Here is a 15,621-nt window from a genome sequence, read left to right as displayed (position 1 = left end):
TAGTTACTAATCCATTACCTTCGGTCACATGACTGACCGCGTCCTGGTCGAGGCTCTCCGCGCCGGCGACCCGGGTGCCCTCGCGGCGCTGTACGACGCGTACGCCGAGAGCATCTACCGATACTGCTGGTCCCTTCTCATGAGCGCCGACAGCGCGCAGGTGGCGCTGCGCGACACGCTGATCGCGGCCGAGGCGCACGCGGGCGCGCTGTCCGACCCGGGCAGGCTGCGTGCCTGGCTCTACGCGCTGGCGCGCGCCGAATGCCTGCGCCGCCGCATGGCCACACCGCCCGGCGCGGACGAGGCGCTGGCGGAGGCCCCGGTGCTCGACGACCCGGCCGACGCCGACCTGCGGGTGATGGCGTGGAACGCGACGCGGAGCCTGGCGCCGGCCGACCGCGAGGTGCTGGAGCTGTCGGCCGGGCACGAGCTGTCCACCGCGGAGCTCGCGGCGGTCCTCGGGGTGCCGCCGCGCCAGGTCGAGACGGCCCAGGAGGAGGCGCGCGAGCGGCTGCGCGAGGCGGTGGCGGCGGAGATCCTGGCCAGGAAAGGCCCCTACGACTGCCCGCGCCGGGCCCGCATCCTGTCCGGCTTCTCCGGAGAGCTGACGCCGGAGATGCGCCAGCAGCTGGTGCGCCACCTGCGAGGCTGCGAGGTCTGCTCGCCCCAGCGCTCGCGGCAGGTGTCGGCGGCCAAGGTCTTCGAGCTGCTGCCCCGGGTCGCGCTGCCCGGCTCGCTCAGGGTCAGGGTGATGAGCTGCTTCATCGACCCCGAGCTGACGCCGTACCGGCGGTACGTGGCCAGGCGCTCGGGCGGGCTCGACGCCGCCGGGTTTCCCGTACCGGACGGCAGGCGGCCGCGAAAATGGCCTCAGGCAGTGGGCGGCGCGCTGGCGGCGGTCGCGACCGTGGTGGCGATAGCGTTGATCTTCCACCAGTTCGGCAGCGAGAGTGGCGGCCTGCCGGGGCTCGCCACCGCCGCGTTCCCGCCGCCCGGCGAGCCGCCCGGCGTCAGGCTGCCCTGGCAGCCCGCCCCGCAGGACTCTCTCGTCAAGGTCGAGCGCATTCTCGACAGCACGGGAACGTTCCCGATCGTGTCGATCGCCTCCGCCCGCCCGGTGACCCTCCCCACGCCGAGCGCCGTCCCCGTCCAGACGTCCTCCACCCACACGAAGGCGCCGACGGCGACCGTGCGACCTTCCGGGGTGCTCACGCCCACCCCCGCACCTGCCGGGCCGACCGCCACGCCGAGCGAGCCTCCGAGGGACCACCAGACCCGCCCGACCCGCACCCCGTGCCCGACCCCGTCACGGTCCCGGACTCCCACTGCGACCCCCACAGTCGCTCCCACGGCCACCCCCACGGCCACCGCCACCGTCACCCCGACCCAGCAACCCACGAGCGCGCCGACGACTCCCGGCCCCGTCGGCACGCCCAGCGACCCCCAGGTCCCCACGCCCACCCAGACCGGCTGAGCCAGCCGATGGAGGCGTACGAGATCCGCGACGACCCCCACCTCGGGCGCCGGGTCTGCCCGCTGCCGGTCCGCGACGAGCTGGCCGCGCTCGTGCCCAGGAGCCACCGCGTCTCCTGGCCCACCTGGCTCGACCAGAGCCCCCGCATGCTCCGCGACCTTCTCGAGCTCTGCCGCCTGCGCACCGCCCGCGGCCTGGCCGTGCTGTCCTGGCTGGCGGGCGACGAGCCGCCGGCCGACCTCGACTGGCTCTGGGCCTCCCGCCGCCTGGCGGGCCCCCGCCAGGAACGCATGTACGCCGCGGCGGCCAGGGTGCCCGAGCCGGTGCTCGGGTTGGTGCTCGCCAACTGGACCTGGGTGCTCGACACCCGCCACGGCGGCCGGGTCACCGCCCCCTACCTGGCGGGCACCGCCTACCCCGGCGACGGGCACGTGGCGGCCGACGCCGCGATGACCCTCTACCAGACCTACGACAGGCATCCGGAGTCCCGACCGGCGCTCGCCGCCGCCTGGTCCGCCGCCCGGGTCACCGCCGACTGGTGCAAGGCGGCCGAACTCCATGCCGCGTACGGGAGCCGTACCCCCGTCTTCACCTATCCCCGGGCCGCCCAGCCCGCCGCCCCAGGGGTCCGCCCGTGGATGGAACGACTCTTCCGCCTGCGGTGACTACGTTGCGTGAGGTGCATGTGTGCGCTGAGTGATCAAGGGGAACGGAGTGCATAGGGAGATCACGCGTGAGGGGGATCTATGCACTCCGTCGGAGCAGCGTTTCTGGCCGCCGCCCTGGTCTTCGCCACGTGCCCCCAGGTCCACGCCGACCCCGTGCCGTCCCCGCGCGACGTGGCGAAAGCCCGGGAGGCCGTCAAGGAACGGGCGAAGCGGCTCGGCGCGGCCGGCGCGAAGCTCGCGGTCGCGCAGTCGCAACTGGAGGAGCTGGACTCCAGGGTGGAGCGGCTGGTCGAGGCGTACAACGGCGAACAGGTCCAGCTGGAACGTTCCCAGCAGGCGGCCACCGAGGCCAACACCCGGCTGGCCGCGGCAGACGCCGAGGTCGAGAAGGCGCGGCAGGCCGTGGCCGTGCTCGCGGCCGAGAGCTACGGCGGCCTGGACCTGCCAGAACCCGCGCTCAGCCTGCTCGTCGGCGTCGACGGAGACAGCGCCCTGCAGAGCGCGAGCCTGCTCGAACACCTCGGCCGCGAGCGCGCCCAGATCCTCGAGCACATGCGCGACGTGCAGGAGGTCGCGGCCATCCTGCGGGCCCAGGCGGCCGACGCCTACGCCGACCACCAGGCCGCGACCGAGCGCGTCAGGCTCGCCAAGCTCGCCGCCGAGGCGGCGGTGGCCGAGCAGAAGCGCGAGACCAAGGACCTCAAGGCCACGCGGGACGAGCTCCAACGGGAGGTCGAAGCGGCCCGTACCAGGGCGGAACGGCTGGCCAGGCAGCGCACGATCATGCGGACGAGGTACAGCAGCGCGCTGGTCGGCACCGGCTCCACCCACGGCGACCTCGCCGCCAACTGGGCCCTGACCCAGCTCGGCAAGCCGTACGTATGGGCGGCCGACGGCCCGTCCAGCTATGACTGCTCCGGCCTGACGATGCGCGCCTGGGAGCAGGCGGGAGTGACCATCGACCACTGGACGGGCACCCAGTGGACGTCCGGCCCGCACGTGCCGCTGGACCAGCTACGCCGCGGCGACCTGCTGTTCTTCGGCTACATCAGCGACGACCCCGGCACGATCCACCACGTCGGCATGTACGTCGGGAACGGCATGATGGTGCACGCCCCGCAGACGGGCGACGTGGTGCGGGTCGCCCCGATCGACCGATGGGACCTGGTGGGCGCCACCAGGCCCCAATGACGTGTCAGTGCGCGTGGCCCTCGGTCTTGGCCCGCTGGAAGGACCGCTCGATCTCGGCCTCGGCCTCCATGCGGCCCACCCAGTTGGCGCCCTCGACCGACTTGCCGGGCTCGAGGTCCTTGTAGACCTCGAAGAAGTGCTGGATCTCCAGCCGGTCGAACTCGGCCACGTGGTGGATGTCGCGGATATGCTCCATCCGCGGGTCGGTGGAGGGGACGCAGAGCACCTTGTCGTCGCCCCCCTTCTCGTCCGTCATGCGGAACATGCCGACCGCACGACACGTGATGTAACAGCCGGGGAACGTCGGCTCCTGCAGCAGCACCAGCGCGTCGAGCGGGTCACCGTCCTCACCCAGGGTGTGTTCGATGAAGCCGTAGTCGGCGGGGTACTGCGTGGAGGTGAACAGGAGCCGGTCAAGTCTGATCTTCCCGGTTTCATGGTCCACTTCGTACTTGTTCCGTTGTCCCTTGGGAATCTCAACGACAACGTCGAACTCCACCGCGGTTCCTCCGCTCAGGCCCCCGGGAACCCCCGGCAGGGCGTTAATGTCTCGTAGGCGAACACCAGAAGAGAGGTCAGGCGACGTGGCGCGGCACGAGCGGTGGGTGATGCTGGCCACTCTCGCCCTGCTCCAGGTGATGGTGATCGTCACCGGTGTGTACGCGGTGAACAACAACTTCAGCCTGGACGCGTTGACGAACCAGTCACCACCGGACGGGCCGACGGCGTCTCCCGAGGAGTCTCCCCCCGCCTCCGTGGTCACCGCGGGGCCTGTGCTGGCCCAGCTTCCGGCGAGGGCCGGAGAAGGACCTCTCCCGACCAAGGGTACTTTGACGCAGCAGCTCACCGACGCCCTGGGTGACGATGCGCTCGGAGACCGGGTCGGCGCGGTCGTCCTCGACGCCGCCACCGGCGAGCGGATCTTCGCCTCGAACGCCGACACGGGCATCACCCCCGCATCCACCACGAAGCTGGTGACCAGCACCGCGGCGCTCGCCTCGCTCGGCCCCGACACCCGCTTCTCCACCCGGGTCGTCCAGGGCGCCCAGCCCGGCTCGATCGTGCTGGTGGGCGGCGGCGACCCGACCCTCGCGGGCCCGTCGGCCAAACCCGGCAGCTACCCCAAGCAGGCGTCGCTGGCCACGCTCGCCGCGCGCACCGCGGCCACGCTGAAGGCGCGAGGCGTCACCAAGATCACACTCAGCTACGACACCAGCCTGTTCACCGGAGCGCCGATCAACCCCGGTTGGAAGCCGAACTACATCCCCGACGGCGAGATCGCGCCGGTGTCCGCGCTCGCGATCGACGAGGGCAAGCAGAACCCGGCCTCCTCCCAGCCGCGCGTCGCCGACCCGCCGCAGTACGCCGCCGCCGCCTTCGCCCGGCTGCTGCGCAAGAACGGTTTCACGGTCGGCCGGACGGTCCGCTCGGTGAAGGCCGCTCCCGGGGCCGCCGAGCTCGGCAGGGTCGACTCGCCGCCCGTCTACGCCCTGGTCGAGCACACGCTCACATTCAGCGACGACGACCTGGCGGAGGCCCTCGCCAGGCACGTCGCCGTCAAGGAAGGACAGGAGCCGTCGTTCCAGGGCGCGACCACCGCCGTGCTGGGGGTGCTCAAGCGGCTCGGCGCGTCCAAGGGGATCCAGGTCCAGGACGGCAGCGGGCTGTCCCCCAGGAACCGCATCAGCGCCGACGCGCTGGCCAGGCTGATCGCCATCGCCAGCAGCCCGGCCAACCCCGGCCTGCACGCCATCGCGTCCGGCATGCCCATCGCCGGGTTCTCCGGCACGCTCGGCAACGGCCGGCGCTTCACCGAGAAGGAGAGCAAGGGGCAGGTCGGGCTGGTCCGCGCCAAGACGGGCACGCTCAACAACGTCAACACGCTGGCGGGCATGGCCACCACCAAGGACGGGCGGCTGGTCACGTTCGCCTTCATGGCCGACCGCGTTCCGATCAACGCCGAACCCGTCCTCGACCGGCTCGCGGCCATCGTCGCGCGTGCTTGATGGCGATCCTTCGGATCGCGGCTCAGTCGCTGTGATCCGGTGTCTTCCCTCGTCGTTCAGTCGCTTCGCTCCTTCTCTCCTCAGTCCAGACACCGGCGCTCCTTCGCGGGTTTGATGGCGATACTTCTCAGCCGCTTTGCTCCTTAGCGGGTCAGAGACCGGCGCTTCTTCGCGGGTTGGGAGTGGAGCACGTACGGTGGACGGTATGCAGGTGATCGACTGGGATCTGGCCGTCTCGACCGGCACGCGCCTGGTGCGCCCCGGTCCCCAAGTGAGTCGTGAGGAGGCCAGGCAGGCCGTCGCCGAACTGCGCACACTGTCGCGCGAGGCCGAGGGGCACGTCCGTGAGTTCACCAGGATTCACGCCGAGACGGCGCCGCAACCGGCGACCATCGTCGACCGGCCCGGCTGGATCAAGGCGAACGTGGAGGGCTTCCGCGTCGTCCTCGAACCGCTCACCCAGCGGATGGCCGACGCCGTCAACGGGCCGCCCGCCATCGTCTCCGCGGTGGGCTCCCGCATCACCGGCGTCGAGGTGGGCGCAGTGCTGGCCTTCCTCGCCTCGCGGGTGCTCGGCCAGTACGAGCTGTTCCTGCCGCCCGACCCGACCGGGCGCGAGGCTGCGGGCCGGCTGACGCTGGTCGCGCCCAACATCGTGCACGCCGAGCGCGAACTCGACGTCGACCCGCACGACTTCCGGCTGTGGGTCTGCCTGCACGAGGAGACGCACCGGGTGCAGTTCACCGGGGTGACCTGGCTGCGCGAGTACGTCCGCTCGCAGATGACCGACTTCCTGCTGGCGTCCGACCTCGACCTGGGCACGCTGCTCGAACGGCTGCGCAACGCCGCCGACACCGTGGCCGACGTGGTCAGGGGCGGCGAGGGCAACCTGATCGACGCCATCCAGTCGCCGGAGCAGAAGGAGATCCTCGACCGGCTGACCGCCGTGATGACGCTGGTGGAAGGCCACGGCGACTACGTCATGGACGCCGTCGGGCCGTCGGTGGTGCCGTCGGTGTCCGACATCAGGTCCAAGTTCGCCCAGCGCAGGGAGGGCGGCTCGCGCCTCGACCGCACCGTGCGCCGGCTGCTGGGCATCGACCTCAAGATGAAGCAGTACGCCGAGGGCTCCGCGTTCGTCCGCACCGTGGTGGGGGAGGTCGGCATGGAGGGCTTCAACCGGGTCTGGACGTCCCCGGAGACCCTGCCGACGTCCTCGGAGATCACCGACCCGCGCAGCTGGGTGCGCCGCGTGATCGGCACCCCCGCGCTCCCGGCCTGACCCACCGCGCCCCCAACCCGATCCGCTTCGGCGGCGCGAGGTGCGGGGGCGCGGAACAATGGGACCCGTGGGTCCCCATCCAGCCGTCGCCGACGTGCGGCGGGTCGTGCGCGAGGCGCTGAGCGACCTCGACCGGGGCGCGCTCGTGCTCGCCGCGTGCAGCGGCGGCGCCGACTCGCTGGCCCTGGCCGCCGCGCTCGGCTTCGTCGCGCCGCGCGCCGGGCTCAGGGGTGGGCTGCTCACCGTCGACCACGGCCTGCAGGACGGTTCGGCGGAGCGCGCGGTGGAGGTCGCCGCGCTCGCGGGCAAGTTCGGGCTCGACCCCGCCGAGGTGCTCACCGTGCGCGTGGGCACGGCGGGCGGCCCCGAGGCCGCCGCCAGAGACGCCAGGTACGCCGCGCTCACCGCGGCCGCCGACAGGCTCGGAGCCGTGGCGGTGCTGCTCGGTCACACCCGCGACGACCAGGCCGAGACCGTGCTCCTGGGCCTGGCCAGGGGGAGCGGGCTCAGATCGCTCTCCGGCATGGCCGCGGCGAGCGGCCGCTACCGCAGGCCGTTCCTGGAGCTCTCGCGAGCCACCACGGTCGCCGCCTGCCAAGCGCTCGGGCTCGCCCCGTGGAACGACCCGCACAACGACGACGTCCGCTACACGCGGGTCCGCGTCAGGGCCGCGATCCTGCCGCTGCTCGAACGGGAACTCGGCCCAGGCGTCACAGAAGCGCTCGCGCGCACCGCGAGACTCGCCAGGGACGACGCCGACGCCCTCGACGAGTGGGCGGACATGGCGTACCAGAATTGCGCTCTTAGCGATATCGGCGGAATCGTGACGTTGACCGTCCCCGGGCTCGAAGGGCTCCCAGGGGCCGTCAGACGGCGGGTGCTGCGCAGGGCCGCCATCGCCGTCGGAGCGCCGTCCGGGGCGCTGTCCGCCACGCACGTGCTCGCCGTGGAGCGGCTCGTCACCGCCTGGCACGGGCAGAAGGGCGTGGACCTGCCCGGGGGTCGGACCGCCGTGAGGCGGTGTGGCACCCTGATACTCGCCATCAGTCCCATCCCGTAAGGAACCACAGGTGGACGCTGCCGACATGGGCAAGGACCTGGAGAAGGTCCTCATTCCACAGGACGAGCTCCAGGCGAAGATCAAAGAATTGGCCGGGCGGATCGACGAGGATTACGCGGGCAAGGACGTCCTGCTCGTGGGCGTGCTGAAAGGCGCGGTCATGGTGATGGCCGACCTGGCCAGAGCGCTGCACGTGCCCGTGCAGATGGACTGGATGGCGGTGTCGTCGTACGGCGCGGGCACCAGGTCGTCCGGCGTCGTGCGGGTGCTCAAGGACCTCGACACCGACATCATGAACCGCCACGTGCTGATCGTCGAGGACATCATCGACTCGGGCCTGACGCTGCACTGGCTGCTGGAGAACCTCAAGTCGCGCAACCCGGCCTCGCTGGAGATCTGCGCCGCGCTCCGCAAGCCGGACGCGGTGAAGGTGCCGCTCGACGTCAAGTACGTGGGCTTCGACATTCCCAACGAATTCGTCATCGGCTACGGCCTTGACTACGCCGAGCGGTACCGCAATCTGCCCTTCATCGGCACGCTTGCCCCGCACGTTTACAGGTAGCAATCCTGACGGTGGCCGGGAACACGCCGCAACCTGACGTACGTTGGTAGGGCAAGACCGGTGTAGCGGGCGGTCCCTCCGCGCGCTGTGCCGGTGTACCTTCTGACTCCAGGAGGGCGACCCTGTGTCCCCCTTCGGGTAGTCAGAAGTCGCGGCGTCGGATGCCGCGGCCCCGGGGCGTACCCGGGGTTCCAGGCCATGGTCAGGAAGGGACGGGCCCGCAAGGGGTTCCGCATCGGATGGATCTCAAGCGATTTACACGTGGGCCACTGCTGTGGATCCTGGGCATCGTCGTGCTGCTCCTGCTCGTCACCCAGCTCTGGAGCGGCGGGGGCAACTTCAAGCAAGCCGACACGTCCACGGTCCTCCAGCAGATTCGCGCCGGAAACGTCAGCAACGCCAAGATCGTTGACAAGGACAACCGGATCGAGGTGACGCTGAACACCCCGATCGCGGTCAAGTCCGGCGACACTCCGACCAAGATGATCCAGTCCGACTGGGTGTCCGGTTACGGCAGCAAGCTGACCGACGAGCTGCAGAACCAGGTCCAGGCTGGTAAGACCAAGAGCTTCACCACCGAGGTGCCTCAGGAGAACGTCCTGATCAGCATCCTGGTGAGCTTCCTGCCGATCGTCATCATCGTGCTGATCTTCCTGTTCATCATGAACCAGATGCAGGGCGGCGGCTCGCGGGTGATGAACTTCGGCAAGTCCAAGGCGAAGCTGATCACCAAGGACACCCCCAAGACCACCTTCGCCGACGTCGCCGGCGCCGACGAGGCCATCGAGGAGCTCCAGGAGATCAAGGAGTTCCTGCAGGCCCCGGCCAAGTTCCAGGCGATCGGCGCGAAGATCCCCAAGGGCGTCCTGCTGTACGGCCCGCCCGGCACCGGTAAGACCCTGCTGGCCCGCGCGGTCGCAGGTGAGGCCGGGGTGCCGTTCTACTCGATCTCCGGTTCCGACTTCGTCGAGATGTTCGTCGGCGTCGGCGCCTCGCGTGTCCGCGACCTGTTCGAGCAGGCGAAGGCGAACGCCCCGGCGATCATCTTCATCGACGAGATCGACGCCGTCGGCCGCCACCGCGGCGCCGGCCTGGGCGGCGGTCACGACGAGCGCGAGCAGACGCTGAACCAGCTGCTCGTCGAGATGGACGGCTTCGACGTCAAGGGCGGCGTGATCCTCATCGCCGCGACGAACCGGCCCGACATCCTCGACCCGGCGCTGCTGCGTCCTGGTCGCTTCGACCGTCAGGTCACCGTCGACCGTCCCGACCTGGAGGGCCGCAAGGGCATCCTCAAGGTCCACGGCCGCGGCAAGCCGTTCGCGCCGAACGTCGACCTGGACGTCATCGCCCGTCGCACGCCCGGCTTCACGGGCGCCGACCTGGCCAACGTGATCAACGAGGCCGCGCTGCTCACGGCGCGCGCCGACCAGAAGCTGATCACGATGGACGTGCTCGAGGAGTCGATCGACCGTGTCATGGCAGGGCCCGAGCGCAAGTCGCGGGTCATGTCCGACAAGGAGAAGAAGATGATCGCCTACCACGAGGGCGGTCACGCGCTGGTGGCGCACGCGCTGCCGAACTCCGACCCGGTCCACAAGATCACGATCCTGTCCCGCGGCCGCGCCCTCGGTTACACGATGACGCTGCCCATGGAGGACAAGTTCCTGGCCACCAGGTCCGAGATGATGGACCAGCTCGCCATGCTGCTCGGCGGGCGCGCGGCGGAGGAGCTCGTCTTCCACGAGCCCACCACCGGCGCCTCGAACGACATCGAGAAGGCCACGGCGGTCGCCCGCCGGATGGTGACCGAGTACGGCATGAGCGAGCAGCTCGGCGCCCGCAAGTTCGGCACCGGCCAGGCCGAGGTCTTCCTGGGCCGCGAGATGGGCCATGAGCGCGACTACTCCGAGAAGATCGCGTCCACGATCGACGAAGAGGTCCGCCGGATGATCGAGACGGCGCACGACCAGGCCTGGGACATTCTGGTCGAGTACCGCGACGTCCTCGACAACCTGGTGCTGGAGCTCATGGAGAAGGAGACTCTCTCCCGCGAGCAGGTGCTGCAGATCTTCGCACCGGTGGTCGTCAAGGAGCACCGCCCGTCCTACGCGGGCTACGGCAAGCGGCTCCCCTCCGACCGTCCGCCGATCCTGACGCCGAAGGAGCAGTCGACCAACGGCTCCCTCCCCTCCGGCCGCCAGGACGCTCTGCCCTCCGGAGAAAGTGCGTGAATTCGCACGACGTTGACCTGGGGCGGATCGAGAAGGCCGTCCGCGAGATCCTCTACGCCATCGGCGAGGATCCCGACCGCGACGGCCTCCTCGACACGCCCGCCCGGGTCGCCCGCGCCTACGCCGAGCAGTTCTCGGGGCTGGGGCAGCGGCCGGAAGACGTCCTCACCAAGGTCTTCGACGTCGACCACGACGAGATGGTGCTCGTCAGGGACATCGAGGTCTACTCGACCTGCGAGCACCACCTGGTCCCGTTCCACGGGGTGGCCCACGTCGGCTACATCCCCAACGACCGCGGCCAGGTGACGGGCCTGTCCAAGCTGGCCCGCCTGGTGGACGTCTTCGCCCGCCGCCCGCAGGTGCAGGAACGCATGACCAGCCAGATCGCCGACGCGCTGATGCGCGTCCTGGATCCGCGCGGGGTCATCGTCGTGGTGGAATGCGAGCACCTGTGCATGACGATGCGGGGTGTGCGCAAGCCGGGCGCCAAGACCGTCACCTCCGCCGTCCGCGGCGACTTCCGCACCAGCGACAAAACCCGCTCCGAGGCGATGGCGCTCATCCTGGGCCGCCACCCGTAGTCGTCCGCTTCTGTTTCTGTTTCTGTTCCGGCGGGGCCGGTCCCGCTCGCTAGGGCGCTTTTCTGTTACGGCGCGGCGGGCCGGCGTCGCTCGTTGAAGCCTTCTTCTGTTTCGGTGTGGCGGGCCGGCGTCGCTTGTTGAGGCCTTTTTCTGTTACGGCACGGCGGGGGCAGACGCCACCCGCCGTACGGGGCTGAGGGCCTCCAGGAATACGGCCTCTGACCGGTACGTGGCCGGGCGCCGTTACGAGACGGTGAGACCATCTCAGCCCCTTTCAATCTCCGGGCTTCACGCTTCTCATTGGGCACTTGGGGCGAATCGCGCGCATGGCGCCCCTCGTCAGGGCCTTCCTGCGACTCCGCCGGCACCTCTCCAACCCCTGTGGAACGAAGGTGACGGTGTCTATCTGGTCAAACGTGGGTTGCCTCCCTCGGGGGTGACGAGGTCGGGCTTCGAGGTGGGTGCGGCGTCCCTCTGAGGTGGCTGAGGACGCGTCGTAGCGGCGGGGGCGCCTCCCACCGGAGGAGCGTTTCCCTGGACAGGCGCCCGCCATGGTCGGCGGGTGGGGCTGGCCCATGCCGGCCGTAAAAGAAGCTCTTCTGCGACCACGGGAAGCGGGTCACGGAGGGGACGGACCCGGGCGGGAGCCAGGATCGCGGAGGGGATGAATCCCGGCGGGAAGCGGATCACGGGGGATCGGGGAGAGGCCGGGGCGCAGGCGGGGTGTGCACTATCACGGGAACGGGATGGGGGCGGGGAGCGGATCGCTGGGGTGGGGGGATCGTGGCCGGGACGCGGGATCGTTATGGGGAAGGGGGGACCCGTGGCGGTGTGCGGGATCGGGCACCGCCTAGGCTTGGGGCATGACTAGCGTGCCGGGGCTGAGAGTCGAGGAGCGGTGCCTTGTCATGGGCGTGGTCAATGTGACGCCTGACTCGTTCTCCGACGGCGGCCTCTGGTTCGACGAGGCCGCGGCCATCAGTCACGGGCTGGAACTGGTCGCCGACGGGGCCGATCTGGTCGACGTGGGCGGCGAGTCGACGCGTCCTGGCGCCGCGCGGGTGTCGCTGGAGGAGGAGCTGGCCCGGGTGGTGCCGGTGATCCGGGCGCTGAGCCGCGAGGGGGTCTCCGTCAGCGTCGACACGATGCGGGCAGAGGTCGCCAAGGCGGCGGTCGAGGCCGGTGCGAAGCTGGTCAACGACGTGAGCGGCGGCCTGGCCGACCCGGAGATGCCGCGCGTGGTCGCCGAGACGGGCGTCCCGTACGTGGTGATGCACTGGCGTGGTCACAGTCACGACATGCAGAGCAGGGCCGTCTACGCCGACGTGGTGGTCGAGGTGCGCGAGGAGCTGGCCAAGCGGGTCGATCTGGTGCTGGCGGAGGGCGTGTCCGAGGAGCAGATCGTGCTGGATCCGGGGCTCGGCTTCGCCAAGAACGCCGAGCACAACTGGGCGCTGCTCGCGGGGCTGTCGCAGCTGACCGAGCTGGGTTACCCGCTGCTTGTCGGGGCGTCCCGCAAGAGGTTCCTGGGGCGGCTGCTCGCCGACCCCGACGGCACACCGCGTCCGTTCGACCACAGCGACGACGCCACGACGGCGGTGACGGCGCTGGCCGCGCATCAGGGCGCCTGGTGCGTCCGGGTTCATCAGGTACGTCCTAACGCCGATGCCGTGCGGGTGGCCTCCGCGTGGAAGAGAGCCGGAGCCAGCACATGAGCGTCGACACCGCCGCGATCGAGACGGTCAACCAGGCGTTCTACACCGCGATCGAGGACGCTGACCTCGACAGGATGACCGAGATCTGGGCCGAAGACTCCGCCGAGGAGCAGGTGAGCTGCGTCCATCCGGGCTGGTCGCTGCTGTCCGGGCGGTCGGAGGTGCTGCGCTCGTGGGCGCTGATCATGGCGAACACAACCTACATCCAGTTCGTGCTGACGGATGTGAACACCACCGTGCTGGGCGATGTGGCCGTGCTGACCTGCGTGGAGAACATCCTCACCGCGGGCGAGGAGGGCGAGTCGAGTTTCGCCGCGGGCAAGGTGGTGGCCAGCAACGTGTACGTCCGCACCGGGCAGGGGTGGCGGCTGTGGATGCACCACAGCTCGCCGGTGCTCCAGGGAGACGACGACGAGGAGGAGGAAGGCGAGCTTGAGCGCTGATCGCATCGCGCTGAAGGGCCTGCGGGCCCGGGGAAGGCACGGCGTGCTGGCGGCGGAGCGGGAGCTGGGGCAGGAGTTCGTGGTCGACGCGACGCTGTCCCTCGACACGGCCCCGGCGGCGGCCTCCGACGACCTCACCCAGACCGTCCACTACGGTGAGCTCGCACAGGCGCTGGTGAAGGTCGTGGAGGGCGAGCCCGTCCAGCTGATCGAGACACTCGCGCAGCGCCTCGCGGACGTCTGCCTGGCCTACGAGCAGGTACGGTCGGTTGAGGTGAGCGTGCACAAACCGGCGGCGCCGATCCCGCTGCCGTTCGACGACGTGGTGGTGACGATCGAGAGGGGACGCTCGTGAAGACCGTTCTCGCGTTCGGCAGCAACCTGGGTCACCGCTTCCAGACGTTGCAGGGCGCCATCGACAGCCTGTTCGACGCCCCGGGGCTGGACTTCGTGACGGCGTCGCCGGTCTACGAGACCGAACCGGTGGGCGGCCCGGCGGGTCAGGAGCCGTATCTCAACGCGATCGTGATCGCCGAGACCACGCTCGCGCCGCGCACGCTGCTTGAGCGGGTGCAGAGCGAGGAGGCCGCGTTCGGCCGGGTCCGCCGGGAACGCTGGGGGCCGCGCACGATCGACATCGACCTGATCACGGTGGGCGATGTGATCAGCGACGACCCGGAGCTGACGCTGCCGCACCCGCGGGCGCACGAACGGGCGTTCGTCCTGGTGCCGTGGTTGCAGATCGATCCCGACGGCGTGCTGCCGGGCCGGGGGAGGGTGGCCGACCTGCTCGTCGGCGTGGACCAGAGCGGCGTCTCGCTCCGCGACGACCTGAAGCTGCAGAGGCCCGATTGACGCCCACCCGTCCCGGCCCGCTGGTCGGCCTCGTCATCGTCGTCGGTTTGGTCACCTGGGTGGTCGTCCGCCAGTTCTACGACGAGCTGCCGATCGTCCCGTGGACCGCGATCCCCACGGTCCTGCTGCTGGCGCTGGGCGAGGCGTACAGCGGGTGGGTCACCAAGGCCAGGATCGCCAGGAAGCCCGACACCAAGCCGGTGGAGCCGCTGGCGGTGGCTCGGCTGGCGGCGCTGGCCAAGGCGTCGGCGTACGCGGGCGCCGTCTTCGCGGGCGTCTTCGCCGGGTTCGCCCTGTTCACCGTCCAGATGCTGACCAAGGAGACGCCCCGCTTCGAGTTCTTCATCGCGACGGGCTCGTTCCTGGCGTTCGTGGTGCTGATCGGTGCAGCTCTCTACCTGGAGCACTCTTGCCGCATCCCGAAGGGCCCGGAGGACAAGCAGCCCAAGTAGGGGGCTATGTGGGCGTTCTCCGCCTGAAGAGGTAGATGACCGGCAGGGTGCAGACCAGCGGGCCGATGACGGCGATGGGACGTTCGAGCCACCACTTGAGATCGGGCGGCACCTGCGCGCCGAGCGAGCCGAACAGCCACCACGACAGGCCGAGCGCGATGGCCATGCCGGTGGTGTGGAAGAGGAACAGCGGCAGCGCGTAGCGGTTGATGGTGTCGTTGACGCGACGCCAGCCCGGCTTCTCAAGGAGGCGCTCCATCGACGGGCGCAGCACCTCCACCAGGCCGATCTGGAAGATCAGCAGGGCGACGATGACGAACGTGGGCGGGGCCATGTTGGACCACTTGTCGCCGGGGACACCGACCATCGAGCCGGGGTAGATGCCCGAGTAGACGAGCCCGAACAGGGCGAACAGGCCGGTCCACAGGATGCCGACGTCGTAGCGCCTGGGCAGGATGACGATCCGGTCGTAGAAGAACCCTGCCTGGTGCGCCAGGCCCCAGACCAGGACCATGTTGAGCCAGCCCACCCAGTCGACGCCGTAGCGGAAGCGCACGACGTCCACGACCAGGGAGGCGCCGCCGAGCCAGATCAGCGCCAGCACGTCGTAGCGGCGGTGCAGCCACAGCGCGACCGGGAGCAGCGCGATCAGCACCAGGTAGACGCCGAGGAACCAGAGCGGGCTGAGCACCAGCAGCACCACCCGCCACATCCATGGCACCCCGAACGCCCAGGTGACGGCCGCGCCGATGGCGATCCAGATGCCCGACAGGAAGAGCGCGGGGATGGCCAGCGCGCGGATGCGCCGCCAGACGAACCTGCCGATGCCGAGCCCGCGCGCCTGCGCACGCTCCCACGACAGCAGGTGGACATGCCCTCCCACGTAGAAGAAGAGCGGCAGAACTTGTAAGAGCCAGGTGAAGATCCACAGCCCGGACGTGAAGCCGAGCGGGCTGGTCGGTTCCGGGCCATCGGGCTTCCACTGCAGGATCGTGAACGCCCAGTGCCAGACGACCACCACGACCAGGCTGAGAGCGCGCAACCAGTCGACGTACTTGTCACGCTGAGGCTTGTCACGTTGAGGAGCTGTCACTTGTC

At 70.1% G+C, this 15,621-nt stretch carries 16 protein-coding genes; 14 read left to right on the top strand and 2 right to left on the bottom strand.

The features are described from left to right. The first annotated feature begins 28 nt into the window (after positions 1-28). The 3 genes from ABZ297_RS03920 (at position 29) to ABZ297_RS03910 (ending at position 3,333) form a co-directional block, all read left to right on the top strand. A complete protein-coding gene (locus ABZ297_RS03920) occupies positions 29-1,474 on the top strand; it encodes a sigma factor-like helix-turn-helix DNA-binding protein (protein ID WP_355338938.1) in 1,446 nt (481 codons plus the stop codon). Between the two features lie 8 nt (positions 1,475-1,482). Further along, a complete protein-coding gene (locus ABZ297_RS03915; RefSeq protein WP_355338935.1) occupies positions 1,483-2,139 on the top strand; it encodes a hypothetical protein in 657 nt (218 codons plus the stop codon). An 81-nt stretch (positions 2,140-2,220) separates the two neighbouring features. Continuing rightward, the gene (locus ABZ297_RS03910; RefSeq protein WP_355338932.1) at positions 2,221-3,333 is read left to right on the top strand and encodes an NlpC/P60 family protein; all 1,113 of its coding nucleotides are present in this window, start codon (positions 2,221-2,223) and stop codon (positions 3,331-3,333) included. Positions 3,334-3,337: 4 nt separating this feature from the next. Here ABZ297_RS03910 and ABZ297_RS03905 read toward each other — a convergent pair whose 3' ends face one another. After that, positions 3,338-3,832, bottom strand: a complete 495-nt coding sequence (locus ABZ297_RS03905) for an inorganic diphosphatase (RefSeq protein WP_355338929.1) — start codon at positions 3,830-3,832, stop codon at positions 3,338-3,340. Positions 3,833-3,917: 85 nt separating this feature from the next. On the opposite strand from ABZ297_RS03905, the gene dacB reads away from it, so the two are divergent. The 11 genes from dacB (at position 3,918) to ABZ297_RS03850 (ending at position 14,523) form a co-directional block, all read left to right on the top strand. Beyond that, positions 3,918-5,339, top strand: coding sequence for a D-alanyl-D-alanine carboxypeptidase/D-alanyl-D-alanine-endopeptidase (dacB, locus tag ABZ297_RS03900; RefSeq protein WP_355338926.1), 1,422 nt, complete (start codon positions 3,918-3,920; stop codon positions 5,337-5,339). 205 nt (positions 5,340-5,544) lie between these two features. After that, positions 5,545-6,621, top strand: a complete 1,077-nt coding sequence (locus tag ABZ297_RS03895; RefSeq protein ID WP_355338923.1) for a zinc-dependent metalloprotease — start codon at positions 5,545-5,547, stop codon at positions 6,619-6,621. Positions 6,622-6,679: 58 nt separating this feature from the next. Beyond that, the gene (gene tilS, locus ABZ297_RS03890) at positions 6,680-7,681 is read left to right on the top strand and encodes a tRNA lysidine(34) synthetase TilS (RefSeq protein WP_355338920.1); all 1,002 of its coding nucleotides are present in this window, start codon (positions 6,680-6,682) and stop codon (positions 7,679-7,681) included. 10 nt (positions 7,682-7,691) lie between these two features. Next, the gene (gene hpt / locus ABZ297_RS03885) at positions 7,692-8,243 is read left to right on the top strand and encodes a hypoxanthine phosphoribosyltransferase (protein WP_355338917.1); all 552 of its coding nucleotides are present in this window, start codon (positions 7,692-7,694) and stop codon (positions 8,241-8,243) included. A gap of 239 nt (positions 8,244-8,482) precedes the next feature. After that, positions 8,483-10,477, top strand: coding sequence for an ATP-dependent zinc metalloprotease FtsH (gene ftsH, locus ABZ297_RS03880; RefSeq protein WP_355338914.1), 1,995 nt, complete (start codon positions 8,483-8,485; stop codon positions 10,475-10,477). After that, complete coding sequence (gene folE / locus ABZ297_RS03875) at positions 10,474-11,058, top strand: GTP cyclohydrolase I FolE (protein WP_355338911.1); 585 nt, start codon at positions 10,474-10,476, stop codon at positions 11,056-11,058. The genes ftsH and folE overlap by 4 nt, the downstream gene beginning before the upstream one ends. Positions 11,059-11,921: 863 nt before the next feature. After that, positions 11,922-12,773 (top strand): dihydropteroate synthase, encoded by an 852-nt coding sequence (gene folP / locus ABZ297_RS03870; RefSeq protein WP_355338908.1) that lies wholly within the window; start codon positions 11,922-11,924, stop codon positions 12,771-12,773. Further along, entirely contained in the window at positions 12,770-13,216 is a 447-nt protein-coding gene (locus ABZ297_RS03865; RefSeq protein WP_350804921.1) for a nuclear transport factor 2 family protein, read from the top strand. The genes folP and ABZ297_RS03865 overlap by 4 nt, the downstream gene beginning before the upstream one ends. After that, positions 13,206-13,571 (top strand): dihydroneopterin aldolase, encoded by a 366-nt coding sequence (folB, locus tag ABZ297_RS03860; RefSeq protein WP_355338905.1) that lies wholly within the window; start codon positions 13,206-13,208, stop codon positions 13,569-13,571. The genes ABZ297_RS03865 and folB overlap by 11 nt, the downstream gene beginning before the upstream one ends. Then, complete coding sequence (folK, locus tag ABZ297_RS03855) at positions 13,568-14,071, top strand: 2-amino-4-hydroxy-6-hydroxymethyldihydropteridine diphosphokinase (RefSeq protein WP_355338902.1); 504 nt, start codon at positions 13,568-13,570, stop codon at positions 14,069-14,071. Before folB ends, folK begins: the two co-directional genes overlap by 4 nt. Further along, a complete protein-coding gene (locus ABZ297_RS03850; protein ID WP_355338899.1) occupies positions 14,068-14,523 on the top strand; it encodes a DUF3180 domain-containing protein in 456 nt (151 codons plus the stop codon). The genes folK and ABZ297_RS03850 overlap by 4 nt, the downstream gene beginning before the upstream one ends. A 4-nt stretch (positions 14,524-14,527) precedes the next feature. Here ABZ297_RS03850 and ABZ297_RS03845 read toward each other — a convergent pair whose 3' ends face one another. Beyond that, positions 14,528-15,616, bottom strand: a complete 1,089-nt coding sequence (locus ABZ297_RS03845; RefSeq protein ID WP_355338896.1) for an acyltransferase — start codon at positions 15,614-15,616, stop codon at positions 14,528-14,530. Between the last annotated feature and the right edge of the window lie 5 nt (positions 15,617-15,621).

The sequence above is a fragment of the Nonomuraea sp. NPDC005983 genome, from assembly GCF_040614375.1.
Taxonomy (GTDB): domain Bacteria; phylum Actinomycetota; class Actinomycetes; order Streptosporangiales; family Streptosporangiaceae; genus Nonomuraea.
The sequence above is the reverse complement of the archived record's forward strand: the minus strand, read 5'-3'. Positions and strand labels throughout refer to the sequence as shown.

Bases quoted from the DNA above. Each gene is read 5' to 3' on its own strand.
- tilS (WP_355338920.1), top strand. From the start codon at position 6,680: ATGGGACCCGTGGGTCCCCATCCAGCCGTCGCCGACGTGCGGCGGGTC.
- folP (WP_355338908.1), top strand. From the start codon at position 11,922: ATGACTAGCGTGCCGGGGCTGAGAGTCGAGGAGCGGTGCCTTGTCATG.
- ABZ297_RS03920 (WP_355338938.1), top strand. From the start codon at position 29: ATGACTGACCGCGTCCTGGTCGAGGCTCTCCGCGCCGGCGACCCGGGT.
- ABZ297_RS03910 (WP_355338932.1), top strand. From the start codon at position 2,221: ATGCACTCCGTCGGAGCAGCGTTTCTGGCCGCCGCCCTGGTCTTCGCC.
- ABZ297_RS03895 (WP_355338923.1), top strand. From the start codon at position 5,545: ATGCAGGTGATCGACTGGGATCTGGCCGTCTCGACCGGCACGCGCCTG.
- ftsH (WP_355338914.1), top strand. From the start codon at position 8,483: ATGGATCTCAAGCGATTTACACGTGGGCCACTGCTGTGGATCCTGGGC.
- ABZ297_RS03915 (WP_355338935.1), top strand. From the start codon at position 1,483: ATGGAGGCGTACGAGATCCGCGACGACCCCCACCTCGGGCGCCGGGTC.
- ABZ297_RS03865 (WP_350804921.1), top strand. From the start codon at position 12,770: ATGAGCGTCGACACCGCCGCGATCGAGACGGTCAACCAGGCGTTCTAC.